The following is a 26,466-nucleotide window of genomic DNA, read 5'->3' on the forward strand; positions in this document are numbered from 1 at the left end:
TTTATCCTCCATCGCCAGCGCCCAAAAACTTCAAAACCCCCTGCCCCGCCCGCACGCCACTGGCCAGGCTGGCCGTGAGCAGGTAGCCCCCGGTAGGCGCTTCCCAGTCGAGCATCTCGCCCGCGCAGAACACGCCGGGCGCGGCGGTGGCCATGAGGTGCGCATCCAGCGCCTCGAACGCCACACCGCCGGCCGTGCTGATGGCCTCGTCCAGCGGGCGCGCGGCCACCACGGTGATGGGCAGGGCCTTGATGGCATGGGCCAGGGCCACGGGGTCGTTCATGCCGTCCTTGCCCAGGTGTTCGTACAGGATGCCGGCCTTGATGCCATCGAGCCCCAGGCGGCTCTTGAGGTGGCTGGACAGCGAGCGTGAACCGCGCGGGTGGCGCACTTCCACCAGCACACGCTCAGGCACATGGTCGGGCAACAGATCAAGGTGGAACGTGGCATGGCCATGGGCCTCGATCTCGTCGCGCAGCAGCTGCGATGCGGCATAGACCAGGCTGCCCTCCACGCCCGTGGCCGTGGCCACGAACTCGCCCCGGCGGCTGAAGTGCCGGCCCTGGCTGTCGGTAAAACTGAGCGCCACCGATTTGAACGGCTGGCCGGCAAAGCGCTCGGCAAAGTGCGGCGTCCAGCCCACGGCGCCCCCGGGCGTGCGGCCCAGCAGCTCCTGCAGGAATGCGCGGCGGGTTTCGCCGGCGGGTGCATCCATGCGCGGCACATCGAAGCCGCAATTGGCGGGGCGCAGCGGCGCCACGGCCACGCCACGCCCGGCCAGCAAGGGCACCCAGGCGCCATCGGACCCCAGGCGCGCCCAGCTGCCGCCACCCAGCGCCAGCACCACGGCGCGCGCCGTGACCTGCACCTCACCCACAGGCGCCGCAAAACGCAGGGCGCCGCCATCACTCCAGCCCAGCCAGCGGTGGCGCATGTGGAACCGCACCCCCAGCCCGCGCAGGCGCTGCAGCCAGGCGCGCAGCAGCGGCGCGGCCTTCATGTCGACCGGGAACACGCGGCCCGACGTGCCCACAAAGGTTTCCACCCCCAGGCCCTGCGCCCAGGCACGCACCTCGGGCCCGCCAAAGGCCTGGATGAGCGGCTCGACCTGCGGCTGGCGCCCGGCATAGCGGCTGGCAAAGGGCGCGTGCGGCTCGGAATGCGTGAGATTGAGCCCGCCCTTGCCCGCCAGCAGGAATTTGCGCCCCACCGAAGGCATGGCGTCAAACAGATGCACCGCCACGCCCGCCTGCGCCAGCACCTCGGCCGCCATCAGCCCGGCAGGGCCGCCCCCCACGATGGCGGCATCGCAGTGCAGAGGGCTGGCTGCATCGGTGGCCAGGGGGGTGGGTGCGTTCATGGGGAAAACCTTTCGATCCATCGACAACGTTCGGCGCTCAGAACAAGGAGCCTTGGGCAGGCCCCGGCGCGGGGGCGAGAGTATGCCGCACGGCCTGCGCCGCCCGATCCGCGCCCGCTGCCAAGGCAGCTTCGGCGGGAGGTGCGCCATCGGGCACCGGCACCATGCGCCCGTCGCCCGTGAGGAACGCCGCCCGCACCGGCTCGCCGGGTGCCTGCCCCGAGACCGCCGCGCGGTAGCGCTGCAGCTGCGCCATCAGCGCGGGCTGGCGCTCGGGCTCGGCGGCGCTTTTGTAGTCCAGCACCCACCAGCCCGTGCGCTCGGGCGGCTGGTGGCAGTGCACCAGGCGGTCGATGCGCAGGTTCTGGCCCTGGTGGTGCAGGGGCGCCTCGTTGATGGCGGTGTCCACCACCGTCGCATCCCAGGCCCAGGCACCCTCGCCCGCCAGGATACGCCGGGCGGTCTGCGCGGCGGTGCGCGCGGCGCCCACGGTGATGTCGAAGTCCTGCGCCAGGCGCGCAATGCGTGCCGCGGACCAGCCGTGGGCACGCAGCTCGGCCAGTGGCGCACCGGCCACGCCGGCCTGCTCCAGCAACTGGTGCATGGCCTCGCCCAGGCGCGATGCGGGGGTGGACAGCGACGCCTCCGGGTCGGCGCTTTCTTGCACAGCCCGAGGGGTGGCGCGCAATTCAGCAGGAAGCCCCGGCAACTCAGCCAAGGTGAACTGGTCGTGAACGCTGCCCGTCGTGGCGACAAACCCGTCGGATTCAACCGCTTCGTCCAAGGCCTCCACATCAGCCAGCAGCGGCTCCAGCCGGTTCCACCAGCTGCCTGGCGCAGACACGCTGGGCAACACCGACGACAGCGCCAGGCAGTGTTTGGCGCGCGTCATGGCCACATAGAGCATGTTGAGTTCTTCGCGCTGGCGGGCCTGCTGCTCGGCAGCCAGGGCGGCTTCGGCGCTGGGCGGCGGGCTGGATTCGCTGGCCAGAAAGACGAAGCCTGCGGGCACGGCCTGCTCGCCGGGCCAGTCCACCAGCACGCCCATGGTCTCGGCCTTTTGCGGGCGGGTGTCGGTGTCCAGCAGCAGCACGCAGCGCGCCTCCAGCCCCTTGGCTCCGTGCACGGTGAGCAGGCGCACCGCCAGCGCATCCACCCGGCCGGGCGCGCGCACGCCGCCTTTTTTCATGGCGCGCACAAAGGCATAGGGCGTGAGGTAGCGGCCGCCGTCGTGCTGCAGCGCGGCCGACAGCAGCGCGCGCAGATTGGCCAGCACCGCCATGCGCTGCGCGGCGGGCGCGGCGGCGGCAAAGCGGGCCAGCACGTCGCCATGCTGGTAGATGGCGTGCAGCGCATCGTGTGGCGGCAGGGCATCCACCCAGGCCTTGTATTGGGCCAAACGGGTCGATAGCGCTTGCAGTTCAAGCGGTAGCAGATCACTTTCTTGGAGCAAATCAAACCAGCTGCTGCTGGCATGCTCGGGCTGGCGGCGCAGCAAGGCCAGCGCTACCAGGGCGTCATCATTCAGCCCGAACAGCGGCGACTTGAGCGCGCGCGCCAGCGAGAGGTCGTGCCCGGTGGACACCAAGGCATCGAGCAGCGCCACCATGTCCTGCACCTCGGGCGCGTCGAACAGGTCGGCCTTTTCGGGCTGCACGCAGGGCAGATGCAGGGCACGCAAGGCCTCCTGCATGGCGGCGAGCCGATCGCGTTTGCGGGCCAGCACCAGCACTTCGTTCGGCGGCGTGCCTTGCGCGATCTGCGCCGCCACCCAGGCGGCGGCCTGCGTGCATTCGCGCATGCGCTGGGTTTCCTCGGGCTCATGGCGCGGCTCGGTCAGGCTGTCGCGCCAGGCAAACGGGTCGGTGCCCCCGCCACTGTCAGTATCCGGCGGCAGGATGGAGGGCAGGCGCAGCAGCACGCCGGGGTCTTGGGATTCGGTGGTGTGCTCGCGAAAACCGAAGGTTTCACCAAAGCCGCTGGTTGCGTGTTGCGCCTGCGCGGTGCCCATCACATGGTTCACCGCGGCGATCACGCCCGTGGCGTTGCGGCGCGTGTGGTCGCAACTGAGCAGGTCGCCCGCAAGGCCGTCGCGCACAAAGGCCTGCGCGGCAATGAACACCTGCGGCTCGGCGCGGCGAAAGCGGTAGATGCTCTGCTTGGGGTCGCCCACGATGAACACACTGGGCGCCGTGGCTCCGCCGCCCGAGCCCGCGTAGCCCGCCAGCCAGGCGTGCAGCGCCTGCCACTGCAGCGGGTTGGTGTCCTGGAACTCATCGACCAGCAGGTGGCGGATGCGCGCATCGAGCCGCTCCTGCACCCAGCCCGAGAGCACGGGATCGGCCAGCATGACCAGGGCCGTGCGTTCCACATCGTTCATGTCCACCCAGCCGTGCTGGTGCTTGACGGCGGCAAATGCCGCAATCAGGCAGCGCGCCAGGCGGGCCATGCGCTGCTGGTGCTGCCAAGCCTCGTGCTGGCGGCGGGCGGTGAGCGCGCGCTGGCACAGCGCCTGGACGTGGCGCACCTGCTCGATCCCGGCCAGCTTGTCGTTGAACTTGCGCGGCTCGCCCTTTTGGGTGAGCAGGGCGTCGATCAGGCCATCGGCGTCTTCGTTGCTGACTGCCGTTTCCAGCGCGACGCCCTTGGCCGAGAAGGTGGGCGCACTGGCCCGCCCCAGCGCGAGCGCCGCGGCCAGCAGGGCATCACGCTCGCGACGCAACAACGCGATAGCCGGGTCGTTTTCCCCCGACAGATCGGGGAACAGCGCCCCTGCCGGCGGCACCGAGACATCGACCACGCCCGCGGCGTCGGCCAGGTCAAACTCCACCCGCTTGGCGAGCGCCGCCGCCAGCGCCTTGTGCGTTTGCGAGCGGCCATGGCGGGCCACCACGGCCTCGTAGTCGGCCCGCAGCGTGGCGCTGGTGGCAACCGTCTGCAAAAACGGCCCCCACACCTCGCGCACAGCCTCGGCGTCGTCTTCGAGCAGCTCGAAATTGGCCGGCAGGCCCTGCGCCTGCAGCAGCGCCAGCGGCGCCGTGCCGAGCAGCGCGGCAAACCAGCTGTGAAAGGTGCGGATCTGCACCGGGCGGCCGCTGGCCAGCATCTGGTGGTATAGATTTCGTAGCGCCTCGCGCTTGTCTAGCGCACGTTCGGGGCTGATTCCTCTTGCAACCAGCTCTGCGCCCAAGGTATCCAGCGGGGCCTGGGCAAACGTCTCCAGCCACTCCTGCAGCCGCTGGCGCATTTCGCCGGCGGCCTTCTTGGTGAAGGTGATGGCCAAAATTTCATGCGGCGCAGCGCCGTCGAGCAAGGCGCGCAGCATGCGCGAGACCAGCATCCAGGTCTTGCCCGCGCCCGCGCAGGCCTCCACTGCCACGCTGCGCGCGGGGTCGCAGGCGATGGCGTAGAAGGCCGCGCGCGAGACCGGGTGGCCGTTGTGTTCGTAGGCCGCTTGTTCAGTCATTCTGGTGATCCACGGCGCCCTGCCCGCAAGTGATCTGTGAACCCGGCGCGCGCCCGGGCGAGAGACGCCGCGCAAGGGCCGCCCCGCCGCGCTGGCGTCGTTCACCCTCCCGGCGCAGCCGAGAGAGGGGGGAAGCCGCGAAGCGGCTCAGGGGGGTATTCCTGTTCATTTCCAGAAGTCTTTTCGGCACAGCCCCCGCGCGGCGCAGTAGTCGCACACGGTGCCCTCGCCCAGCGCGGGCATGGGCGCGCCAGCCGCAATGCGGGCGAAGTCGTGCTGGATGCCTTCCACCAGCAGGTCGCGCAGGTGCACCACCTCGTCCTGTTCGTGCATCTGCGTCTCGCCGCGCTCGCCCACGTTCACGTAGGCGGCGCGCAGCGTGTCGTGGCTCAGCAAGGCGGCGTAGAACGCGAGCTGGGTGTCTTCCGCGCCCGCCTGGATGCGCTGGCGCGTCGCGGTGTCGTTCTCGGTCTTGTAGTCGATGACCAGCGGCGTAGGCTCGCCGATGGACGAAACGGTATCGATGCGGTCGATGGTGCCCACGAGCTGCAGGGCGCCCAGCGGCTGGCTGGCTTGCACCTCGGCCTGCCGGAAGTGCCCCCCGGCCTGTTCGTGCTGGGCCAGCCAGCGCAGATAGCCGTCGCGCACCTGCCGCCAGCCTGCGGCAAACGGCAGGAAGTCGCCCTCGCCCAGGCCTTGCTGCAGCGTGACGGACTGCGCGGCGCCGTCCATGCGGACGATGCGGGTGGCTGCGTCGTCCGTTGGCTCGGCGAGCAGGCCTTCGTGAAAGTGCTGCAGCACCGCGTGCAGCCAATTGCCAAAGTCGCGCTTGTCCACCTCGGCGGCCAGTTCTTCGGCCTCCTGCAGGCCCAGCTGGCGCAGCGCAAAAAAACGGTAGGGGCAGTGGCGCAAGTCGGAATAGGCGGTGGACGACAGGCGCAGCACCGGCAGCGCGCTGCCATTGGGCAGGGGCCGCGCCGTGGGGGTGGCCGCCACGGTGCGCTGGCTGCGCTCGTCGGCACCTTGGGTGGCCGCGCCTTCGAGGTGCAGCGCCAGCACCAGCGCGCTGGCCAGCAGGGGCTCGCCGCCTTCGTCGCCCGTGCGCCAGAGCACATCCACCGCGGGTGTCTGCAGTGCGTGCAGCCAGGCGGCGCGCTGGGCCAGCTCCAGCGATTCGCGCGTGGGCAGGCCCCAGGCCTGGCGCTGCGCGGGGCTCCAGTCGCCCACGGGTTCGGGCGAGGGCTGCAGGCGTTTTTCATCGCAACCGGGCAACACCAGGGCGGCAAACGGGCGGGCCAGCAACTGGGGCATGGGCAGTACGACCACGGGCGCGTCGCCCATCTGGGTCGGTACATGACGCGCGGCTTCCAGCACCTCGTTGGCCCAACGGGTGAACTCGGCCAGGGCCATGCGCCGGCCGGCGCTGTCCCAGCCCTCCAGCTCGACCTCCTGGCCGGCCTGCAGGCGCAGCGCCGTCAGCACGCGGGCGCCTGCGGCGTCCGCTTCAAGCTGGGGCCACTGGCCACTGGCCAGCAGCAGGGCGCGCAGGGACTGCAGCCACTGCGCCAGCGGACGCGGCGCGCGCAGGCCCTCGCGCCAGTCCTGCACCTGGGCCACACAGGCCGCCAGCGCGGGCTTGCCGGCCCAGTTGCGCCCGACCGCACCCGCCCAGGCGGCCACCGAAGCCTTGCGCAGGGCACGCTCCAAGGCACCGAGCACGGCGGGCTCGACGAGCGGTGCATGCTTGAGCCAGTCCAGCACCTCGTCGGCCGACGCGTTCCAGGCCGAGGCCTTGAGCGCGGCCATCAGCTGCGCGGCCGCGCGGGTGGTCGAGAGCGTCCAGCCGTTTTCATCGCGCACCGCCACACCACAGCTGGTCAGATGCGCCCCGATGCGGCGCGTGAGGGCGCGGTCGTTGGCCGCCAGCGCCACTGGTGTGCGGCCCGCCACCACATGGGCCAGCACACAGGCCGCCGCCCGCTGGGCCTCGTCTTCGGCATCCTGGGCCGCATGCAGGGCAATGCGGCCGCGCGCGTTGGCATCCGGTGCCGCAGGCGGCAATGCCAGGGCCGCGGCCTTGTCGCCCCAATGGACCTGCAGGGCCTGTGCCAAGGGCTCCACCTGAAAGCCTTGCAGAACCACCAGGGCATCGACCGACTGGCGCACGCCGGGCTCGAACAACACATCGGTGGCATGGCGCGATGCCAGTACCCATTCGAGCGCAATGCGGGCCACGACGGCCTCGAAACGCAGGGTCGAACCTTCGTCAGGCTCCGTCATCAGGCTGCGCGCCTGCATCCCCCAGGCCTCACGCTGCGCCGGGGCCATGGCAGCCACAGCCACTGCCAGCTGGGCGGCAGCCTCTTGCAAGGGCACCGCCAGCACGTCGCGTTGCGCGGCCAAGCCGGCGCGGTCGAGCAAGGCGCGTGCGGTGAGCGTGTCGCGCGCCACGTCACCGGCCAGGTCGTCGCCTTGCGGTACAAAAGCGGCCAGCTGGCGGGCCCAGTTGCGCGTGGTTTCGAAACGGGGTGCAAATCCGTCGGCATGGTGCAAGGCCCAGTAACGCTGCGCCCAGGGCATGAGCTGGGCATAGGGCAGCAGCACCACGGTGCGCGCCGGATGGGCCTGCAAACCCAGCATGTGCGCCTCCACCTGGGCCAGAACGCGCTGCCACAAGGCCGCGCACTGATCGCTTTTCGCTATGACTGTCATAGCGTCGTAAGGCCCGGCCACACCGGTGAACATGGGATTGGTTTCTGTCACAATGACCAGACTTTAAACGTACACCGGTAGCAAACCGCTCAAAATCAAGGAATCCGCCATGGCCAGCGCACTCATCAAACATGTCTCTGACGCCAGCTTTGAAGCCGACGTGCTCCAACCCGGCACCGCCGTGCTGGTGGACTACTGGGCCGAATGGTGCGGCCCCTGCAAGATGATCGCCCCCATCCTGGATGAAGTGGCTGGCACCTACCAGGGCAAGCTGCAGATCGCCAAGATGAACGTGGATGAAAACCGCGAGATCCCTGCCAAGTTCGGCATCCGCGGCATCCCCACGCTGATGCTGTTCAAGGACGGCCAGCTGGCCGCCACCAAGGTCGGTGCCATGAGCAAGGCGCAACTGACCGCCTTCATCGATCAGCAACTGGCCTGATTCACCGACGCCCCGCTGGCTGTGCCGCCACCGGGGCTTTTTATCGGATGCATGGTGCACACACAGGCACCAGGGTCGGCGGCAATCATCGACTCAATTGCGCTCGCATGAAGTCCTCGCTTTTTTTCCTGTCATAATTCTTCCAGATCACCGGGCTGCGTGCATTGGCAGCCGGACCAAGATCCCAGGCGCGCCGGAGCTGCAAACAGCAGCCCATCCGGCCCCGGCCCCCCTCCCCAAAGATTCATACCAGCTCCGCCAAGGAGTCAATCCATGCACTTAAACGAACTCAAGGCACTGCACGTGTCTGAAGTCCTGAAGCAGGCCGAAGAACTCGAAATCGAAAACACGGGCCGCATGCGCAAGCAGGAGTTGATGTTTGCCATCATCAAGAAGCGCGCCAAGACCGGGGAACAAATCATTGCCGACGGCGTGCTGGAAATCCTGCCCGACGGCTTCGGCTTCCTGCGCAGCCCCGACACGAGCTTCACGGCCAGCACGGACGACATCTACATCAGCCCCAGCCAGGTGCGCCGCTTCAACCTGCACACCGGCGACATGATCGAAGGGGAGGTCCGTACCCCCAAAGACGGTGAACGTTACTTCGCGCTGAACAAGCTCGATTCCGTCAATGGTGGTCCGCCCGAGCAGAACAAGCACAAGGTGATGTTCGAGAACCTGACGCCCCTGTTCCCCAAGGAGCAGATGCGCCTGGAGCGCGACGTCAAGAGCGAAGAGAACATCACCGGCCGCATCATAGACATCATCGCGCCCATCGGCCGCGGCCAGCGCGCCCTGATCGTCGCTCCGCCCAAGAGCGGCAAGACGGTGATGATGCAGCACATCGCCCATGCCATCACGGCCAACAACCCCGATGTGCACCTGATGGTGCTGCTGGTGGACGAGCGCCCTGAAGAAGTGACGGAAATGCAGCGCACGGTGAAGGGCGAAATCATCGCCTCCACCTTTGACGAGCCCGCCGCCCGCCACGTGCACGTGGCCGAGATGGTGATCGAGCGCGCCAAGCGCCTGGTCGAGCTGAAAAAAGACGTGGTGATCCTGCTGGACTCCATCACCCGCTTGGCCCGCGCCTACAACAACGTCGTGCCGTCGAGCGGCAAGGTGCTGTCGGGCGGTGTGGACGCCGCCGCGCTGCAGCGCCCCAAGCGCTTCTTCGGTGCCGCACGCAAGGTCGAGGAAGGTGGCTCGCTCACCATCATCGCCACGGCGCTGGTCGATACCGGCAGCCGCATGGACGAGGTGATCTTTGAAGAATTCAAGGGCACGGGCAACTGTGAAATCCACCTGAACCGCCGCCTGTATGAAAAGCGCGTGTTCCCCGCCATCGAGCTCAACAAGAGCGGCACGCGCCGCGAAGAGCTGCTGCTGGCCCCCGAGATTCTGCAAAAAACCCGCATCCTGCGCCAGTTCATGTACAACATGGACGAGATCGAGTCCATGGAGCTCATGATCAAGAACATGAAGGCCACCAAGAGCAATGTCGAGTTTTTCGACATGATGCGAAGGGGCGGATAATTCCGCGCGCCACGGCAAACATCGCCGACTGCCGCTCCGGGCTATAATGGCAGGCTTTTTCTGCGGAAAGTACGCTGGATGTTTCACGAGGCAAAGGTTGCTTCGGGTCCCGCACGGCTCCCGCACTTGACAAGGATTGATCATGAAAGAAGGCATTCACCCCAACTACCGCGAAGTTCTGTTCGTGGACCTGTCCAACGGTTTCAAGTTTGTCACCCGCTCGTGCGTGAACACCAAGGAAATGGGCAAGACCGACGACGGCCGTGAGCTGCCCCTGTTCAAGCTGGACACCTCCAGCGAATCGCATCCTTTCTATACCGGCACGCAAAAATCCGTGGACAACATGGGCGGCCGTGTGGAGCGTTTCCGCAACCGTTTCGGCAAGACCGCAGCGAAGTAATTCACCGCGTTTCCGCCAAAAAGGCAGCACGGGCAACCGCGCTGCCTTTTTGTTTGGATTTGCCCTTATTCTCGACAGCCAGCCATTGCCATCCTCCTGACGCGTGAACGCTCCCACCCCTGCCATCGTTACCCGAAATGCTGCACGCCAGCTTCCTCGCTGGGCCTTGCTGCTGCTGTGCCTGGCTTATGTGGTGCCTGGCTTTGTCGGCCGAGGCCCGTGGAAGAACGCCGATGTGACGGCCTTTGGCTACATGCTGGAACTGGCCAACGGGCACACCCCGTGGCTGAAACCGCTGCTGGGGGGGGTCCCCCCCGAAACCGACGGTTTGCTGCCCTACTGGCTGGGAGCCTGGGCCATCCGGATCACGCCCGATGGTCTGATGGCGCCCGAGATGGCGGCCCGCCTGCCCTTCATGTTGCTGCTGGCGCTGACGCTGGCTGCCACCTGGTATGGCGTTTACTACCTGGCGCGCAGTCCGGGCGCTCAGCCTGTGGCATTTGCCTTTGGCGGCGAGGCCAAACCCCTGGATTACGCCCGCGCCATCGCCGATGGCGCCTTGCTGGCCCTGATCGCCTGCCTGGGCCTGGCACAGCTTTCGCACGAAGCCACCGGCTATCTGCTGCAACTGGCATGTGCGGCACTGATCTTCTTTGCCGTAGCCACCTTGCCTTACCGCACGGTGGTGCCCGCCGTGGCTCTGGTTGCGGGCATGATGGGACTCACGCTGGCCGGCGCGCCCACGTTCGCCGCCTTGCTGGGGGGGGGCTGCATTGCTCTGGTTGCGCTGGCCCCACCCGGCCCCGCCGACCCGGCCCATCACTCCGATCGACGTCTGCACTGGGTCGCGGCGCTGGCGGCCATCACGCTGCTGGCCGCCGCCGTGGCATGGCAACTGGATCTGTGGCGCTGGCGCCTGGTCGATGCGGCCACCGAGGGCAAGGAATTCAGAAGCCTGATACGGCTGCTGCTCTGGTTTGGCTGGCCAGCCTGGCCCATGGCCACCTGGACGCTGTGGCGCTGGCGCAGACAGCTGTTCAGCCGCCAGTTGCATCGACACCTGTGGTTGCCCCTGTGGTTTTCGCTGGTCTCGGTGGGTGCCACCTTCACCACACAGCCGGCAGACCGGGCGTTGCTCGTCGGTTTGCCGGCCATCGCCACGCTGGCCGCGTTTGCGTTGCCCACATTCCGGCGCAGCATGGCGTCGCTGATCGACTGGTTCACCTTGCTGTTCTTCAGCATATCGGCCCTGGCCATCTGGGTCATCTGGTTTGCCATGCAGACGGGCGTTCCGGCACAGCCTGCAGCCAACGTGGCCAAACTAGCCCCCGGATTCACGCCCGAGTTCTCATGGCTGGCACTGGCGGTGGCACTGGCCGCCTCGGCGGCCTGGTGCCGGCTGGTCTGGTGGCGCGCAGCACGCAACCGTGCCGCCATCTGGAAAAGCCTGGTATTGCCCGCCAGCGGGGCGGCTCTGGGCTGGCTGCTGCTGACCACCCTGTGGCTCCCGCTGCTCGACTATGCCCGCAGCTATGCACCGCAGGCGCACAAACTGGCGGCTGCCTTGGGCCCACACCCCGGATGCGTGCAGATGGTCGGCCTGAGTCGGGCGCAGGTGGCCGCACTGCAATACCACGCCCGGCTGCGCCTGCAACCGGTCAACCCGGCAATTCACTGCCCCTGGCTGATTGCAGACAACAACGCCTGGCCGGCACCCGCAAACCTGGTGAATCCTGACCACTGGAAGAGGCAAGCCACCATCGGCCGCCCTACCGACAAGAAGGAGTCCATCCTGCTGTTCCGGAGAACGGAATCACCCGACTGATGTCGGAGTCTTCCACCATCTCCCGCCACGCACTGACCGTGCTCACGGGGCAGCTGGCCGTGATGGCCTTCGGCGTGACCGACACCATCGTGGCCGGGCGCCACGGCGAAACCTCTCTGGCGGCACTGTCGGTGGGCTCGGCCATCTTCATCAGCGTCTATGTGGCCCTGATGGGCATCTTCCAGGCCCTCATGCCCGTCTGGGCCGAGCAGCGGGGTGCGCACAACCCCGGCGCCATTGGCCAATCGCTGCGCCAGGCGCTCTACCTGTGTGCCGTGACGGCAGCCGTCGGCATGCTCATCCTGTTGTCGCCCGGTCCGCTGCTGCGCTGGACCGAGGTACCACAGGCGTTGCGCACCGAGGTAGAACAATACCTTGCAGTGCTGGCCCTGGCGCTGCCACCCGCCCTGCTCTTTCGCCTGTACAGCACGCTGAACCAAGCCATTGGACGACCGCAACTGGTGACCTGGCTGCAGGTGGGGTCGCTGTTCATCAAGGTGCCCCTGTCCATCTGGTTCACTTTTGGCGGCGCCGGCCTGCCGGCGCAAGGCGCCGTGGGCTGCGCCTGGGCCACCCTGGTGGTGAATGCCTGCATGCTGGCCCTGGCTTTCTGGCTGTTGCGCAGCCAGGATCTCTACAGGCCGCTGCGCATCTGGCAGCGCATGGAGCCACCCCATTGGCCCACCCTTCTCGGCTTCGCCCGGCTGGGCGTGCCTGCGGGGCTTGCCATCCTGGTGGAAGTGACCTCGTTCACCCTGATGGCCCTTTTCATTGCCCGCCAGGGCACGGTGGCCACCGCAGCCCACCAGATCGCTGCCAACGTGGCGGCCGTGCTGTACATGGCGCCCCTTTCACTGGCCATTGCCACCAGCGCCCGGGTGAGCTACTGGCTGGGTGCCGGCAACGCTGTGCAGGCACGCAGCGTCGTTTTGATAGGTTTCAGGCTCGCAGTACCTGTGGGTATTGCGCTATCAGCTCTATTATTCATAGCAAATGAAACCGTCGCTGCCCTGTATTCCAGCAGTGCCGCCGTGGTGGCAACCACCGGTGGATTGCTGCTGTGGGTTGCGACCTACCATGCCGCTGACGCCGTGCAGACCCTGTGTGTCTTTGTGCTGCGCAGTTACCGCGTCACGATCGCCCCCTTGGTGGTTTATTGCACCTTGCTGTGGGGCGCCGGGCTTGGCGGGGGCTATGTGCTGGCGTACCAAGGGCTGGGCCCTTGGGCACCCATAACGTCTCCCGTGCCGTTCTGGGCGGCCAGTGCCCTGGCACTGGCCATCACGGCAGGGCTGTTTGTGCTGATGCTGCGGGTTGCAATTCGGCCGGCAACGCGGAGCGGCGAAGCCGGTTGGCAGGAAAAGTAACCGAGAAGACCGATCCCTTGCCCAGTGCACTGGTGATATCAAGCGTGGCGCCATGCCGCTGCACGGCATGCTTGACGATGGCCAGCCCCAGGCCCGTGCCACCCGTTTCCCTCGACCGGCTGCGGTCGACGCGGTAGAACCGCTCGGTGATGCGCGGAATATGCTCCGGCGCAATGCCGGGCCCGGTGTCGCTCACGGAAAAGATGGCATTGCCATCGGTCGTGTAGCGCCATTGCACCGTGATGGTGCCGCCTGCGGGCGTGTAGCGCACGGCATTGCTGATGAGGTTGGACAGCACACTTTGCAACTCGGCCTGCACCCCGGCAATTTCGCCCGCGGATCGCAAATCCTGCGCCGCAGGAAACTGCAGCACATGGTGCCGATGGTTGTTTTGCGTCAACAGTGCCGACAAGGCCCGGCCCTCTTCCTCGCACCGCAGCATCAGGACCTGTACCGACGTCCATTCGGAAATACCGGGCAGGGGACTGCCTTCCAGGCGCGAGAGCGTCAGCAAATCGTGCACCACGCTCTGCATGCGCGCCGCCTGCTGGGCCATCATGGCCAGGTAGCGTGCACGCTCCTCGGCATCCAGCGGCAGGGTTTGCAGGGTTTCCACAAAACCCGTCAGCACGGTCAGGGGCGTGCGGATTTCATGTGACACATTGGCCACAAAATCGCGGCGCATGGCGTCGGCCTGCTCCAGCGCCGTGACATCCCGGGACAGCATCAGCTTGCGCCCATCACCATACGGATGCAGATGCACCGAAATGCGCACGGGCCGGGACAGCGTGCTGTTCCTGCCCTGCAGCACCACATCGTGGGTGTAATCCTGGGCCGCATAGTAGGCACTGAAATCGGGATCCCGTACCAGGTTGCCGACAGACTGCATGACATCCCGTTGGGCATCGAACCCAAACTGTGCAGCCGCAAGCTGATTGCACCATTCAATGCGCCCTTCTCCATCGAGCAGGACAATGCCATTGGGCGTGGCCTGGAGTGCTGCCAGAATTTCCTGCAGACGATCCTCGCTTTCGTTGACCTGCGCCTGGCGCTGGCGCAACAGACGCCGCGCGCGATCTGCCGCTTCACCCCACATGCCGAAAGTTGACGGAGCCGCCGACAGGTCACCCGAGCGCAGCCACTGCAGCACCCGCACCCCCCGCCACAAATCTCCGACAAACCACAACCATGCAGCCACCCCGGCCCCCAGCACTGCGCCCCAGGGGCCACCTTGCCACCAGCCGAGCGCGCCTCCAGCCAATTGCCAGGCCAGATAATAAAGAAAACGCCAGAGCATGCGGACTACACAACTTTCTCGGGGGTCACGAAGGCACTCCGCCCCCGGACTGCAACATTCAGGCCTGCATCAGCGCGGGCGGCTGGGCGGTGAGCCGGTAGCCCGCGCCGCGCACGGTTTCCACCATGACGCCCGCCGTACCCAGGGCCTCCCGCAGCCGCTTCACATGCACGTCCACGGTTCGCTCTTCAATGAACACATGGTCGCCCCACACCTTGTCCAGCAGTTGTGAGCGGCTGTGCACGCGCTCCGAGTGCTTCATGAAGAAATGCAGCAGCTTGAACTCGGTCGGCCCCACCTTCAGCGGCTGCCCATGGAAAGTGACCCGGTAGGTACCCGCGTCCAGCACGAGATCGCCAATGGTGACGCTGTCGCTCACCTGCTCGGGCGCGCGGCGCCGCAGCACCGCCCGGATGCGCGCCAGCAGCTCCTGCGTGGAAAACGGCTTGGTGATGTAGTCGTCCGCCCCCGCATCGAGCCCGGCCACCTTGTCGGGCTCATCACCCCGGGCGGTCAGCATGAGGATGGGGATGGGTTTGGTCCGACTGTCTGCACGCCACTTACGCGCCAGCACGAGGCCGCTTTGACCGGGCAGCATCCAGTCGAGCAGGATGACATCGGGAAGGACAGCATCGAGTTCACGCTGGGCCGAATCACCATCTTCCGACCAGATGGGCTGAAAACCGTTGTGGCGCAGATTGACGGCAATCAGCTCGGCAATCGCCGGCTCATCTTCCACAATCAATACGCGAGGAAGCTTTTTCATGTCAACGCCAATCGCTCACTGCAACAAAGTGGTTTCAATTTCATCAAGTGCCGTGTGCCGCACGTCCTTGCCCTTGACAAGGTAGATGACGAGTTCGGCCACATTCTTGGAGTGATCGCCAATGCGTTCGATCGCCTTGGCCAGGAACAACAGGTCCAGGCTGGCGGAGATGGTGCGCGGGTCTTCCACCATGTAGGTGATGAGCTTGCGGACAAAGCCATCGAACTCTTTGTCAATGAGATCGTCCTCCTTGAGGATGGCCAGCGCCGCCTTGGTGTCCAGGCGCGCAAAGGCATCCAGCGCCTTGCGCAGCATGCCCGAGGCCAGGTCGGCCGATACGCGCAGGTCGCTCGATGGCAGTGAACGGGCCGCACCGCTCTCAATGATCGACTTCACCATGCGGGCCATCTTGTTGGCCTCGTCACCCACGCGTTCCAGGTTGGCGGTGGCCTTGGAAATGGAGAGCAGCAGCCGCAAGTCGCGGGCAGTGGGCTGGCGCCGGCCAATGATGGACGCGAGTTCGTGGTCAATCTCGACTTCCATGGCATTCACGCGCTGCTCTATCAATGCCACCTGCTCCACCGCTTCGAGACTGAAATGTGAAAGCGCGTAAATGGCCTGGCGAATCTGCGATTCCACCAGTCCCCCCAATTCCATGACGCGGGCAGAGACGCCGTTGAGTTCGCTGTCGAACTGCGATGAAAGGTGCTTGTCAGCCATGAATTTGCCTCCTCAGCCAAAACGGCCGGTAATATAGTCTTCGGTTTCCTTGCGCTGGGGCTTGAAGAACATCTGTTCTGTCTCACCGAACTCCACCAGATCCCCCAGGTACATGTAGGCGGTGTAGTCGCTGCAACGCGCTGCCTGCTGCATGTTGTGCGTGACGATCACCACGGTGTAGTCTTCCTTCAGTTCGGCGATCAACTCCTCGATCTTGGCGGTGGAGATCGGGTCGAGGGCCGAGCACGGTTCGTCCAGCAGCAGCACCTCTGGCTTGATGGCAATGCCACGCGCAATGCAAAGGCGCTGCTGTTGCCCGCCCGAGAGGCTGGAGCCACTCTGACTGAGCTTGTCCTTGACCTCATTCCACAGCGCCGCCTTGCGCAATGCCCACTCCACGCGGTCATCCATGTCCGTGGCGCTGAGGCTTTCAAACAGCTTCACACCAAAGGCGATGTTGTCGTAGATCGACATGGGAAAAGGCGTTGGCTTCTGGAACACCATGCCGATCTTGGCCCGGATCAGCGCCACATCCTGCTTGGTGGTCAGCAGGTTTTCGCCATCCAGCACGATCTGGCCTTCGGCACGCTGCTCGGGATACAGCTCGAACATGCGATTGAAGGTGCGCAACAGCGTGGACTTGCCACAACCGGACGGTCCGATAAAGGCCGTGACCTTGTTTTCCGGAATATCCAGATTGATGGCCTTGAGGGCGTGGAACTTGCCGTAATAGAAGTTCAGGTCCCTGACCGTGATCTTCGACGGGCCCGGTTGCGATTTTTGGATAGTGGAGGGCATGAAAGTCTTCCTTGCTTATTTCTGCCGGGTCAGAACCCGCGCGAGGATATTGAGTCCGAGAACGGCGAGTGTGATCAGGAACACTCCCGCCCAGGCCAGTTGCTGCCAGTTTTCATAGGGGCTCATGGCGAACTTGAAAATGGTGACGGGCAGACTGGCCATGGGTTTGGACAAGTCCGAGGTCCAGAACTGGTTGCTCAACGCCGTGAACAGCAAGGGCGCCGTCTCACCCGCAATGCGCGCCACCGCCAGCAATACCCCCGTAATGACGCCGGCCCGCGCCGCCCGCAGGGTGACCATGGTGATCACCTTCCACTTGGGTGTGCCCAGGGCGTAGGCCGCCTCGCGCAGGCTGGCGGGCACCAGAATCAGCATGTTTTCAGTGGTCCGGATGACCACCGGAATAACGATCAATGCCAGGGCCATAATCCCGGCGTAGGCCGAAAAACTCTTGAAGCGCGCCACCACCACGGCATAAACAAAAAGGCCGATCACGATGCTAGGTGCCGACAGCAGAATGTCGTTCACGAAGCGTGTCGTGGATGCCAGCCAGCCGCGCACGTCGTACTCGGCCAGGTAAACCCCGGCCATGATGCCGATGGGGGTTCCCACGAAAGTGGCCAGCAATACCATCACCACCGAGCCGTAGATGGCATTGGCGATGCCCCCCGCCTCATTGGGCGGCGGCGTCATTTCGGTGAACAGTGTCAGGCTCAACCCCCCAACCCCGAGGCGCACGGTTTCCCACAAGATCCATACCAGCCAGAACAAGCCAAAAGCCATGGCGGCCAACGACAGGGTCAGGGCAATCTGGTTGACGCGCTTGCGACCGTTGTAGCGTGCCTGGCGCGCCTGCGCGACATCGGCCGCGGAGAGAAGACGCTGCGAGGTGGTCATGTGCGGGCTCCTTCGTTCTTTTGAAGGCGTGACAGCAAGACCTTGGACAAGGCCAGCACCACAAAAGTGATAAAGAAGAGCACCAGCCCCAGATAGATCAGCGATGCCTGGTGCAGGCCTTCGCCAGCCTCTGCAAATTCATTCGCCAGGGCCGACGTGATGCTGTTGGCTGCCTCGAAAATCGACAGGGAATCGAGCTGGTTCATGTTGCCGATGACGAACGTTACCGCCATGGTTTCCCCCAGCGCACGCCCCAGCCCCAGCATGATGCCCCCCAGCACCCCCGTCTTGGTATAGGGCAGCACCACCTTCCACATCACCTCCCAGGTGGTCGAACCCAGGCCATAAGCCGACTCCTTGAGGAGCGCTGGCGTGACATCAAAAACATCCCGCATCACCGAAGCAATGAAGGGAATGATCATGATGGCCAAAATGATGCCCGCCGACAAAATGCCAATGCCTACCGGGGGACCCGAGACCAGCGCACCCAGATAGGGAATACCGGCAAACAAGGACTGCAAGGGCTGCTGCACAAAACGCGCGAGGATGGGGCCAAAAACCATCAACCCCCACATGCCATACACAATCGACGGCACGGCGGCCAGCAACTCGATCGCCGTTCCCAGGGGCCGCTTCAGCCAGGCGGGAGACAGCTCGGTGAGGAACAAGGCGATACCAAAGCTCACAGGTACGGCAATCAGCAACGCGATGAACGACGTGGCCAGCGTGCCATAGATCATGACCAGGCCGCCGTACTCGTTTTGCACGGGATCCCAGACGCTGCGGGCGAGGAAACTCAGGCCGTATTGGGAAATGGAGGGCCAGGCCCCCGCCACCAGCGACGCCATGATGCCCAGCAGCAGCAACAGCGTGAGGATGGCCGCGCCACGCGCGAGCCATCCAAAAATTCGGTCTGCCAACATGCCTGATATCAGCGGTTTGCGGGGTGGAGGCGTGCTCCGCTTGATGCCAGAGGCAGCCTCTGAGGGCGAACTCTGGCGAGCCGGCATCGTAGTAGACACGTTGGTAGCCTTGAAAGGTTAAATCAAATGGCCGGCAGGATGCCGGCCCAGGAGATTACTTGAACGACACAGCCTTGCCAGAGGTGTCCTTGATGTCACCCCAGGACTTGATGATGACGTTCTTGACGCTGTCTGGCATGGGAACATAGTCCAGTTCGGACGCCGTCTTGTCACCCGACTTGTAAGCCCACTCGAAGAACTTCAGAGCCGTACCAGCCTGCACCGGCTTGTCCTGGGTCTTCTGGAACAGAATGAACGTGGCAGAAGTGATTGGCCATGCATCCTTGCCTGGCTGGTTCGTCAGGATCTGATAGAAGCTCTTGGCCCAGTCAGCACCCGCGGCAGCCGCCTTGAAGGTCGAATCATCGGGTGAAACATAATTGCCAGCCGAGTTTTGCAGCTGTGCGTAGGTCAGCTTGTTCTGCTTGACATAGGCGTACTCCACATAGCCGATCGAGTTGGGCAGGCGGCCCACGAATGCAGCCACACCTTCATTGCCCTTACCGCCCGCACCCGTGGGCCAGTTCACGGCGGTACCCTCACCCACCTTGCTCTTCCACTCGGCGTTGACTTTGGACAGGTAGTTCGTAAAGCCAAAAGTGGTGCCCGAACCGTCGGCGCGACGCACTGGCGCAATGGAATCATCCGGCAGCGGCAGCGAAGGATTCAGCGCCTTGATGGCAGGATCGCTCCACTTGGTGATCTTGCCCAGATAGATATCCCCCAGCACCTGACCGTTCAGCTTGAGCTGCCCGGGTGCAATACCCTTGATATTGACCACCGGAACGATGCCGCCGATCACGGTGGGAAACTGAACCAGGCCCTTCTTGGCGAGATCCTCGTCCTTGAGGGGCGCGTCGGAAGCACCGAAATCCACCGTCTTGGCTTCGATCTGGCGCAGGCCAGCACCCGAACCCACCGACTGGTAGTTGATCTTCACGCCAGTGGCCTTGTGGTAGTCAGACGCCCACTTGGAGTACAGCGGCGCAGGAAAACTAGCACCAGCCCCCGTGGCTTCCTGCTGCGCCATGGCACTGGAGAATGCTCCAGCAGAAGCGACACCAGCCACCAGAACTCGAATCACGGACATTTTCATGAAGATACCTTTTGGGTTGAAAAAGTTGGGATGCCGCGACTCTAGGTGTCATATATGACAACACCGTGACATTTACCAATACCTGTCACACACCTATTTTCCCGTTCCCACGGGGCCGTATTGAATCAAATCGTCATATTTTTGTCACGGCCGTTGCGTAGTCTCCTGCGACCGACATGCGTCGGCTATCTACTTCCAGGAGAATTCCATGTTTCGCCGTCATGCACTTCAATCTGCCATCGCCCTGGTGGCAGTGACCGCTCTGGGCGCCTGCGCCACGCACGCCCCAACATCCCAGACGCTGGCCGACACGGTCGCCAAGACCCCCTCGCTGCAGACTTTCAATACCCTGGTTGCAGAAGCCGGCCTGACGGACACCCTCAAGGCTGCAGGCCCCTACACCGTTTTTGCGCCGTCCGATGCGGCATTCAAAGCAGTTCCCGCCAAGACCCTGGAAGCACTCAAGCAAGACAAAGCGTTGCTGAAATCCGTGCTCAGCTACCACATCGTGCCATCGCGCCTGGCCTCTGCAGAAGTGAAGCCAGGTAATTTCAAGACCGTGCAGGGTGCCAACGTCGCACTGGCGCGCGCTGGCACGTTCGTGACCGTGGAAGACGCCATGGTGGAGCAAGCCGACATCGCGGCCACCAATGGCGTGGTGCATGTGGTGGACCGCGTGCTGATGCCGCCGAAGAAATAAGCACCGCTCAGAGCTTCCATGGCCATGTACTTCTCCGACTTCCCCGCGGTTTCACTGAATCGCCGACACTGGATTCAATGGTCCGCTGCTGCAAGTGCCGTCATGGCAGGCGAAGTAATGGCCCAGCCCTCCTCGGCGAGCCCTCCTCGCAACAGCGACGGAGAACGCTCGCTGGTGGTGGCCCAGATTGTTGACCTGACTTTCGGCCAGCAGGATGTGAGCCGCGACTTTCTGGCGGGCTCCCGATCGGCCTGGCAAGACCTGAATGCGCGCGGCGGTGTACGCGGGCGGACAGTGCGGCACGTCACCATCGAGACCGATGGCACCCCCCAAGGCCTCGCGGCCGCATGGCAGGCCGCCCACCGTCAACCCGAGTGCATAGCGCTGTCTGGTTGCGTGGGCAATGCCGCAGCCGCCGGGCTTGTGGCCCTGCAGACTTCGGCAGGTTCGGCGTCCCCCCTGGCGCTCGTGGCCCCGTGGCTGCACAACGCCGTCACCGACAACGAGGCAGAGACAGTGTTCGAGGTGTTCCCGGGCCACCAGATTCAGATAGCGCATGCCATCCAGACCCATGCATCCCTGGGCGTAAAGCAGATCGGCGTGGTGTTTGCTTCCGCACAGGTACAACACCAATCTCAAGCCTATGTTTTCCAGGCAGCAAAGAGCCTGGGTTTGCAGGCACAGATATTGCCGCTTCCGGGCACGGAAGGACAGGCAGCGAATCAGCTCATCAATCCAACCCAGACCATCATCTTGTTCGTGGGCGGAACACCAGAGCTGCATGCATTCACCAGCAAGCTGATTGCCCCGGCAGGCCGCCAGTGCTTTGTCGTGGCCCTGGCCGATGTGAACCTGCAGGTGCTGGCCCAGATGGGAGGCACGCCCAAAGGCATCTCCATCATTGCCACCCAGCCCGTTCCATTGATCACATCCAGCCTGCCCGTGGTGCGCGCATACCGTGCCGCGCTAAGCCGATTCTTTGATGAGGCCCCCTCCCCGCAAGGTCTGGCCGGGTTCATTGCAGCGCGCTATACCGCCGAAATCCTGGGCGGAATTTCAGGACCATTGACGCGCGCCAGCATGCTCTCGGCATTGCAAAGGCGTGCCGACGTCAATGTGGGCGGGTATACCGTTGCCTATCAAGGAACCAAGCGTTCAAACGCCTACGTCACGCAAAGCATGCTGACGCAGGACGGGCGCATCATCGGTTGATACAGGCCCGAGAAAAGGGGCGCGGGTGCTATGCTGCCCGCTGGAGATCAAGCGCATCACGCGCAGAAACATGCACAACGGAACACTGCTCGCAGCTGTCGATCTGGGATCGAACAGCTTTCGCCTTGAAATCGGCCGTTACGAGCACGGTCACATCCAACGGATGGAATATCTCAAGGAAACCGTGCGCCTGGGCAATGGCCTTGACGAAGAATTCAACCTCACCCCCGAAGCCATGCAGCGCGGCTGGGATTGCCTGGCGCGCTTTGGCGAGCGCCTGGCGGGGTTTGAGCGCGCACAAGTGCGCGCCGTGGCAACCCAGACCCTTCGCGAAGCCCGCAACCGGGAAGACTTCCTGATCCGCGGTGGAGAAATTCTGGGCTACCCCATCGATGTGGTGTCAGGCCCGGAAGAAGCCCGGCTGATCTACCAGGGGGTTGCACGCCTGCTACCCCAATCGGACGAACGCCGGCTCGTGGTGGACATTGGCGGCAGGTCCACGGAGTTCATTCTCGGCCAGCAATTCAACCCCCACACGGTGGCCTCGTTCCGGGTTGGCAGCGTGGCATGGTCCACGCGCTACTTTGCCAATGGCCAGTTCACACGGCAGGCATTCATGGCCGCAGAAATCGCGGCCAAGGCGGTGCTCGATGAGGCCCTTGGCACATTCCGGCCAGAAACCTGGGATATCGCTTATGGGTCTTCGGGTACGGCTGGAGCAGTAGGCGACATCCTCTTTGCCGCGGGTGGCCCGCAGGGGCTGATCACCCTGGAAGGACTGGAATGGCTGCATGACCGCCTGCTGCGCGCGCACCATGCAGATCGCGTTCGCCTGGAGGGGCTCAAGGAAGACCGGCGGGCAGTGATTGGCGGAGGTATCAGCGTGCTGCGGGCTGTTTTTGATCTTCTCGAGATCCGGCAGATGCAAGTGGCCCAGGGCGCGCTGCGCCAGGGCGCACTCTACGACCTGCTGGACCGCGAGCAGCCCGAGACCGACTTGAGAACCACCACGGTGAAAGGCCTCATGCAGCGATTCTCGGTGGACGCAGCACAGGCCGAACGGGTGGCACGCGTTGCCTCCGACCTCTTCACCCAGGCGGCGCCCCAGAACAGCGAGCGCGCAGCACGGAAGCTGCAATGGGCCGCTCGCCTGCACGAGATTGGCGGCATCATCTCTCACAGCGAATACCACCGCCATGGCGCCTACATCCTGGATCACACCGACGCGGCAGGGTTTGCCGTGTCCGAACTGCACAGGCTCGGTGCGCTGGTGCTGGGGCAGCGGGGCAAAGTCCGCAAGCTGGAGGCAGCCCTGATCAACGACCCTGGCTTTGCCCTGCAGTTGTTGAGTTTGCGCATGGCGGTCGCGCTCTGCCATGCACGACGCGACCCGGATGTGGAAGGCCTGTCCTTGCAGACACTGGGCACGCGCCACACCGTCAGCACCCGGGCCGGATGGACGGCTGCCTACCCCCAATCGGCCTACCTGCTGCGGGAAGAACTGGTAGCCTGGCAAAAAACGCCCTGGGAGCTGGAACTCAGACTTGGGTGACGCGATGCAATAAACGGTATAAACTGTTTATACCGTTTATTCATTCATTCACCATGAACGCTTCCAGCACTGTTCCAGGCCAAAACGCCAACACGACGCCCACACAACCTGCCGCCCAGAGCGCAGCAGCGAGCACCGTTGCAACGGCAACGGCGGCCGGTGCAAAAACATCAGCGACGCGTCAAACCAAGACGATTGCCAAAAAGGCACCGGCCAAACCCGTGAAGCGTTCGGCAACGCCCGCTCCCGCCAAGGCAGCACCGGCTCCTGCGCCCGCGTTGCAAGCCAAGGAAGTTCGCGCCAAAAAACCCAAACTGGTTCGCGACAGCTTCACCATCCCCAAGGACGAGTACGCTGTCATCGAGACACTCAAGCAACGCGCGAACTTGCTCGCCCAGCCAGCCAAGAAAAGCGAACTGCTGCGCGCCGGCCTGAAGGTGCTGGCAGGGCTGTCAGACGCGGCACTGCGCAACGCCTTGCAAGCGGTTCCATCCATCAAGACGGGGCGCCCCAAAGCGGAGACTCCAGCCGCCAAGCCGCCGGCAAAAACAGTCCGCAAGCAAGGCAAGTGAGCTGGACAGTGCCGCAATGGCCCGGTGATCGCAGGTCAGAGGAATTCCGGGGACTGCACTGTCATGAGCACGGTCTGGCTATGGTCCAGTCTTTGGCGCTGGCGAAGCCACCACACGGCGCCCTTGCGCACGGTGCATTCGGGTGATTGCATGTCCAGCAATTGGGCAATCGCCTGTCCGAGCACAGGCTGATGCCCGATGATCAGCACGGCTCCACGGGCACGCGGCCACTGGGCCAGTTCCAGCAAGTCCTGCACGCTGCCCCCGGGCAGAAGCTCGGCACGCATCTTGAACTTGCGCCCCAAAGCCCTGGCCGTCTGCTCCGTGCGCCGAGCCGGGCTTGCGAGCACCCTCAAACCTTCCGGCAATTGCCGGTCCAGCCAGGCTGCCATGCGTGCCGCCTGCTTCTCGCCCCGCGGTGTCAGAGGACGCGCCGCATCGTCCACGCCATCAGCCGCCTCTTCGGCTTCGGCGTGACGCCAGAGGATGAGGTCCATCACGCAGCTCCCTGATCCAGCAGAGCCGCAGCCGACATGCCGCCGTATCGCACCATCAGTGCATTCTGAGCCCCCCGGCCGGCGATAGGCTGGCTGGCGCGCTCATAGGTTCCATCCGCCCTGAGGGTCCATGCGTCCTTGTCGTCATGAAGATAGGCGACCAGGCATTCGTCCACGATCTGCTGGCGCAAAACCGGGTCCGTCACGGGCCAGGCCAGTTCCACCCGCCGCATCATGTTGCGGTTCATCCAGTCGGCGCTGGACAGGTACAAATTTTCCTGGCTGTCTGAGCGGAAATAGAACACCCGTGTGTGCTCCAGAAACCGGCCAATCACCGACCGCACACGGATGTTGTCAGTGAGTCCAGGCAACTGTGCCGGCAGCATGCAGGCACCCCGCACAATGAGGTCAATCCGAGCCCCGCGCTGCCCGGCCAGGATCAGCGCCCGGATCAAGGCCTCGTCCGTCAGGGCGTTCATTTTGGCCACAATGCGCGCATCTTCCCCTCGGCTGGCTGCCAGCCCCACCTGCTCAATTTTTTCCAGCATGCGGCGGTGCAGGTGAAACGGCGCCAGCAGCAGCTTGCGCAGCTTGGGTGGGCGATTCTGACTGGCCAGATGGTTGAACACCCCGTCCATGTCGGCGGTGGTTTCTTCATCCGCGGTGAGATAGCTCAGGTCGGTGTACAGGCGCGCGGTGCGTGCGTTGTAGTTGCCCGTGGACAAATGGCCATAGCGACGAAGCTGACGCCCCTCCCGCCTGGTGACCAGCAGCATCTTGGCATGTGTCTTGAGCCCCACCACACCGTACACCACCTGGGCACCAATGGATTCCAGCGCTTCAGCCCAGTTGATATTGGCTTCTTCGTCAAAGCGCGCCTTGAGTTCCACCACGGCCATGACCTCCTTGCCGCGGCGCACTGCCTCGGTCAACAGGTCCATGAGCTCAGAGTCTGAGCCGGTGCGGTAAATGGTCTGCTTGATCACCAGCACCTGGGGGTCATTGACCGCCTCGCGCAGAAAGGCCAGCAAACCGTCAAAGCTCTCGAACGGCTGGTGCATCACGATATCGCGGTGCCGCAATTGCTCCAGGATGGAAACACCGGGCTGAATCTGCCGCGGCCAGGCAGAACGCCAGGGGGAAAACAGCAACGCAGGATCGTTGACCAGATCCACCAGCTGGGTCAGGCGCACCAGATTGACCGGCCCACTGACACGGTAAAGCGCGGCAGCGGGCAATTCAAATTGCTCAAGCAAGAAGTTCGAAAGAAACGCCGAACAGCCGGCAGACACTTCCAGCCGAACCGCCTGGCCATAGTGGCGATGCTGCAAGCCCTGGCGCAGCGCAGTTCTCAGGTTGCGGACGTCCTCTTCATCGAGTGCCAGATCGGAATGGCGGGTCACGCGGAACTGCGAAAACTCGGTGACCTCCCGTCCCGGAAAAAGGTCATGCAGGTGCGCCCGCACGATACTGGAGAGACTGACGAACAAAGCCTCCTTGGGAGCCACCTTCGACGGCATGCGGATCAGCCGCGGCAAGGCGCGAGGGACCTTGACAATGGCAATTTCATTTTCGCGCCCAAACGCATCGCGCCCCTTGAGTCGCACGATGAAATTCAATGATTTGTTGGCGACCTGCGGAAAGGGATGGGCAGGATCCAGCCCCACGGGAATGAGCAGTGGCCGCACTTCGCGCATGAAATAGTCGTGCACCCAGCGTTTCTGGATCGCCGAGCGCTCACCATGCGGAACAATGCGAATCCCGTGCGCTGCAAAGGCCGGAACCAGGGATTCGTTGTACAGGGTGTATTGCCGCGCCACAAGGTCATGCGCCAAGACGGACAGGGCCTCGAACGATGCTTCGGTGTAGAGGCCCTTGGTCTCTCCGTTTTTGGCCGCGGTGATGTGCGGCGCAGCCCTCACCTCAAAGAACTCATCCAGATTGGAAGACACGATGCAAAGATAGCGCAGCCGTTCCAGCAGCGGCACGTCGGTCCGGACAGCCCAATCGAACACACGCTCATTGAAGGCCAGAATGCTGTGGTCCCTGTCCAGAAGCTCCACCACAGAAAGTTGCGGCACCTGCGCTGCGGGCTGCGGATCCGGCATTTCTGCGGCGCCAGAACCCGCTGCGACGACAGGCAGTTTGGCGCGCGACAAGGCCACGGCAGCGTCAGGGGACAGTGGAGACATGGGCACGCAATCAGGGGTTGTACAGACTTCCCCAGTA

21 protein-coding genes are annotated in these 26,466 nt (G+C 64.3%); 9 read left to right on the top strand and 12 right to left on the bottom strand.

Features of this window, described 5'->3' with window-relative positions:
- Position 1: 1 nt before the first annotated feature.
- The 3 genes from K225_RS0112805 to K225_RS0112815 all read right to left on the bottom strand — a co-directional run bounded on the left by K225_RS0112805 (position 2) and on the right by K225_RS0112815 (position 7,538).
- The gene (locus K225_RS0112805; RefSeq protein ID WP_026436790.1) at positions 2-1,360 is read right to left on the bottom strand and encodes a TIGR03862 family flavoprotein; all 1,359 of its coding nucleotides are present in this window, start codon (positions 1,358-1,360) and stop codon (positions 2-4) included.
- A gap of 37 nt (positions 1,361-1,397) precedes the next feature.
- Entirely contained in the window at positions 1,398-4,826 is a 3,429-nt protein-coding gene (locus K225_RS0112810; RefSeq protein WP_026436791.1) for an exodeoxyribonuclease V subunit beta, read from the bottom strand.
- A gap of 165 nt (positions 4,827-4,991) precedes the next feature.
- Positions 4,992-7,538, bottom strand: coding sequence for a PD-(D/E)XK nuclease family protein (locus K225_RS0112815; RefSeq protein WP_026436792.1), 2,547 nt, complete (start codon positions 7,536-7,538; stop codon positions 4,992-4,994).
- A 109-nt stretch (positions 7,539-7,647) separates the two neighbouring features.
- On the opposite strand from K225_RS0112815, the gene trxA reads away from it, so the two are divergent.
- The 5 genes from trxA to K225_RS0112840 all read left to right on the top strand — a co-directional run bounded on the left by trxA (position 7,648) and on the right by K225_RS0112840 (position 13,108).
- Entirely contained in the window at positions 7,648-7,980 is a 333-nt protein-coding gene (gene trxA / locus K225_RS0112820) for a thioredoxin TrxA (protein WP_026436793.1), read from the top strand.
- A gap of 273 nt (positions 7,981-8,253) precedes the next feature.
- Complete coding sequence (gene rho, locus K225_RS0112825; protein ID WP_026436794.1) at positions 8,254-9,516, top strand: transcription termination factor Rho; 1,263 nt, start codon at positions 8,254-8,256, stop codon at positions 9,514-9,516.
- Between the two features lie 142 nt (positions 9,517-9,658).
- Positions 9,659-9,916, top strand: coding sequence for a type B 50S ribosomal protein L31 (locus tag K225_RS0112830; protein ID WP_026436795.1), 258 nt, complete (start codon positions 9,659-9,661; stop codon positions 9,914-9,916).
- A 103-nt stretch (positions 9,917-10,019) separates the two neighbouring features.
- Positions 10,020-11,741: a hypothetical protein gene (locus tag K225_RS0112835; RefSeq protein ID WP_026436796.1), complete on the top strand. Its 1,722-nt coding sequence runs from the start codon at positions 10,020-10,022 to the stop codon at positions 11,739-11,741.
- Positions 11,741-13,108: an MATE family efflux transporter gene (locus K225_RS0112840; RefSeq protein ID WP_026436797.1), complete on the top strand. Its 1,368-nt coding sequence runs from the start codon at positions 11,741-11,743 to the stop codon at positions 13,106-13,108. The genes K225_RS0112835 and K225_RS0112840 overlap by 1 nt, the downstream gene beginning before the upstream one ends.
- On the opposite strand, the gene phoR is transcribed toward K225_RS0112840, so the two are convergent.
- From phoR to pstS, 7 genes are all read right to left on the bottom strand, one after another.
- A complete protein-coding gene (phoR, locus tag K225_RS0112845) occupies positions 13,023-14,405 on the bottom strand; it encodes a phosphate regulon sensor histidine kinase PhoR (RefSeq protein ID WP_026436798.1) in 1,383 nt (460 codons plus the stop codon). The two genes, K225_RS0112840 and phoR, sit on opposite strands and share 86 nt — an antisense overlap.
- A 58-nt stretch (positions 14,406-14,463) precedes the next feature.
- The gene (gene phoB, locus K225_RS0112850; RefSeq protein WP_026436799.1) at positions 14,464-15,171 is read right to left on the bottom strand and encodes a phosphate regulon transcriptional regulator PhoB; all 708 of its coding nucleotides are present in this window, start codon (positions 15,169-15,171) and stop codon (positions 14,464-14,466) included.
- 15 nt (positions 15,172-15,186) lie between these two features.
- Positions 15,187-15,891 carry a phosphate signaling complex protein PhoU gene (phoU, locus tag K225_RS0112855; RefSeq protein ID WP_026436800.1) on the bottom strand — a complete coding sequence of 235 codons (705 nt, stop codon included), beginning with the start codon at positions 15,889-15,891 and terminating at the stop codon, positions 15,187-15,189.
- A 12-nt stretch (positions 15,892-15,903) separates the two neighbouring features.
- Positions 15,904-16,689 carry a phosphate ABC transporter ATP-binding protein PstB gene (pstB, locus tag K225_RS0112860; protein ID WP_026436801.1) on the bottom strand — a complete coding sequence of 262 codons (786 nt, stop codon included), beginning with the start codon at positions 16,687-16,689 and terminating at the stop codon, positions 15,904-15,906.
- Between the two features lie 15 nt (positions 16,690-16,704).
- Positions 16,705-17,586, bottom strand: coding sequence for a phosphate ABC transporter permease PstA (gene pstA / locus K225_RS0112865; RefSeq protein WP_026436802.1), 882 nt, complete (start codon positions 17,584-17,586; stop codon positions 16,705-16,707).
- A complete protein-coding gene (pstC, locus tag K225_RS0112870; protein WP_369794859.1) occupies positions 17,583-18,509 on the bottom strand; it encodes a phosphate ABC transporter permease PstC in 927 nt (308 codons plus the stop codon). The genes pstA and pstC overlap by 4 nt, the downstream gene beginning before the upstream one ends.
- A gap of 154 nt (positions 18,510-18,663) precedes the next feature.
- On the bottom strand, positions 18,664-19,704 hold the full coding sequence (gene pstS, locus K225_RS0112875; protein WP_026436804.1) for a phosphate ABC transporter substrate-binding protein PstS: 1,041 nt from the start codon (positions 19,702-19,704) through the stop codon (positions 18,664-18,666).
- A 208-nt stretch (positions 19,705-19,912) separates the two neighbouring features.
- Between pstS and K225_RS0112880 the strand changes: the two genes are divergently transcribed.
- The 4 genes from K225_RS0112880 (at position 19,913) to K225_RS0112895 (ending at position 23,740) form a co-directional block, all read left to right on the top strand.
- Positions 19,913-20,404: a fasciclin domain-containing protein gene (locus K225_RS0112880; RefSeq protein WP_026436805.1), complete on the top strand. Its 492-nt coding sequence runs from the start codon at positions 19,913-19,915 to the stop codon at positions 20,402-20,404.
- A 102-nt stretch (positions 20,405-20,506) separates the two neighbouring features.
- Positions 20,507-21,616, top strand: coding sequence for an ABC transporter substrate-binding protein (locus tag K225_RS0112885; protein ID WP_238323234.1), 1,110 nt, complete (start codon positions 20,507-20,509; stop codon positions 21,614-21,616).
- A 70-nt stretch (positions 21,617-21,686) separates the two neighbouring features.
- Positions 21,687-23,168: a Ppx/GppA phosphatase family protein gene (locus K225_RS0112890; protein ID WP_026436807.1), complete on the top strand. Its 1,482-nt coding sequence runs from the start codon at positions 21,687-21,689 to the stop codon at positions 23,166-23,168.
- 53 nt (positions 23,169-23,221) lie between these two features.
- Positions 23,222-23,740, top strand: coding sequence for a hypothetical protein (locus tag K225_RS0112895; RefSeq protein ID WP_026436808.1), 519 nt, complete (start codon positions 23,222-23,224; stop codon positions 23,738-23,740).
- A 35-nt stretch (positions 23,741-23,775) separates the two neighbouring features.
- On the opposite strand, the gene sixA is transcribed toward K225_RS0112895, so the two are convergent.
- Together sixA and ppk1 are read right to left on the bottom strand one after the other, a co-directional pair.
- A complete protein-coding gene (gene sixA, locus K225_RS0112900) occupies positions 23,776-24,237 on the bottom strand; it encodes a phosphohistidine phosphatase SixA (RefSeq protein WP_034712632.1) in 462 nt (153 codons plus the stop codon).
- Positions 24,237-26,345, bottom strand: coding sequence for a polyphosphate kinase 1 (ppk1, locus tag K225_RS0112905; protein ID WP_155885269.1), 2,109 nt, complete (start codon positions 26,343-26,345; stop codon positions 24,237-24,239). The genes sixA and ppk1 overlap by 1 nt, the downstream gene beginning before the upstream one ends.
- Between the last annotated feature and the right edge of the window lie 121 nt (positions 26,346-26,466).

This window comes from Acidovorax sp. JHL-9, from assembly GCF_000426205.1.
Classification (GTDB): Bacteria; Pseudomonadota; Gammaproteobacteria; order Burkholderiales; family Burkholderiaceae_C; genus Acidovorax; species Acidovorax soli.

What these genes read in the sequence shown, in the direction of transcription:
- K225_RS0112805 (WP_026436790.1), bottom strand. Translation starts at nt 1,360, where the DNA reads ATGAACGCACCCACCCCCCTGGCCACCGATGCAGCCAGCCCTCTGCAC.
- K225_RS0112810 (WP_026436791.1), bottom strand. Translation starts at nt 4,826, where the DNA reads ATGACTGAACAAGCGGCCTACGAACACAACGGCCACCCGGTCTCGCGC.
- K225_RS0112815 (WP_026436792.1), bottom strand. Translation starts at nt 7,538, where the DNA reads ATGACAGTCATAGCGAAAAGCGATCAGTGCGCGGCCTTGTGGCAGCGC.
- trxA (WP_026436793.1), top strand. Translation starts at nt 7,648, where the DNA reads ATGGCCAGCGCACTCATCAAACATGTCTCTGACGCCAGCTTTGAAGCC.
- rho (WP_026436794.1), top strand. Translation starts at nt 8,254, where the DNA reads ATGCACTTAAACGAACTCAAGGCACTGCACGTGTCTGAAGTCCTGAAG.
- K225_RS0112830 (WP_026436795.1), top strand. Translation starts at nt 9,659, where the DNA reads ATGAAAGAAGGCATTCACCCCAACTACCGCGAAGTTCTGTTCGTGGAC.
- K225_RS0112840 (WP_026436797.1), top strand. Translation starts at nt 11,741, where the DNA reads ATGTCGGAGTCTTCCACCATCTCCCGCCACGCACTGACCGTGCTCACG.
- phoR (WP_026436798.1), bottom strand. Translation starts at nt 14,405, where the DNA reads ATGCTCTGGCGTTTTCTTTATTATCTGGCCTGGCAATTGGCTGGAGGC.
- phoB (WP_026436799.1), bottom strand. Translation starts at nt 15,171, where the DNA reads ATGAAAAAGCTTCCTCGCGTATTGATTGTGGAAGATGAGCCGGCGATT.
- phoU (WP_026436800.1), bottom strand. Translation starts at nt 15,891, where the DNA reads ATGGCTGACAAGCACCTTTCATCGCAGTTCGACAGCGAACTCAACGGC.
- pstB (WP_026436801.1), bottom strand. Translation starts at nt 16,689, where the DNA reads ATGCCCTCCACTATCCAAAAATCGCAACCGGGCCCGTCGAAGATCACG.
- pstA (WP_026436802.1), bottom strand. Translation starts at nt 17,586, where the DNA reads ATGACCACCTCGCAGCGTCTTCTCTCCGCGGCCGATGTCGCGCAGGCG.
- pstC (WP_369794859.1), bottom strand. Translation starts at nt 18,509, where the DNA reads ATGTTGGCAGACCGAATTTTTGGATGGCTCGCGCGTGGCGCGGCCATC.
- pstS (WP_026436804.1), bottom strand. Translation starts at nt 19,704, where the DNA reads ATGAAAATGTCCGTGATTCGAGTTCTGGTGGCTGGTGTCGCTTCTGCT.
- K225_RS0112880 (WP_026436805.1), top strand. Translation starts at nt 19,913, where the DNA reads ATGTTTCGCCGTCATGCACTTCAATCTGCCATCGCCCTGGTGGCAGTG.
- K225_RS0112885 (WP_238323234.1), top strand. Translation starts at nt 20,507, where the DNA reads ATGGCAGGCGAAGTAATGGCCCAGCCCTCCTCGGCGAGCCCTCCTCGC.
- K225_RS0112890 (WP_026436807.1), top strand. Translation starts at nt 21,687, where the DNA reads ATGCACAACGGAACACTGCTCGCAGCTGTCGATCTGGGATCGAACAGC.
- K225_RS0112895 (WP_026436808.1), top strand. Translation starts at nt 23,222, where the DNA reads ATGAACGCTTCCAGCACTGTTCCAGGCCAAAACGCCAACACGACGCCC.
- sixA (WP_034712632.1), bottom strand. Translation starts at nt 24,237, where the DNA reads ATGGACCTCATCCTCTGGCGTCACGCCGAAGCCGAAGAGGCGGCTGAT.
- ppk1 (WP_155885269.1), bottom strand. Translation starts at nt 26,345, where the DNA reads ATGCCGGATCCGCAGCCCGCAGCGCAGGTGCCGCAACTTTCTGTGGTG.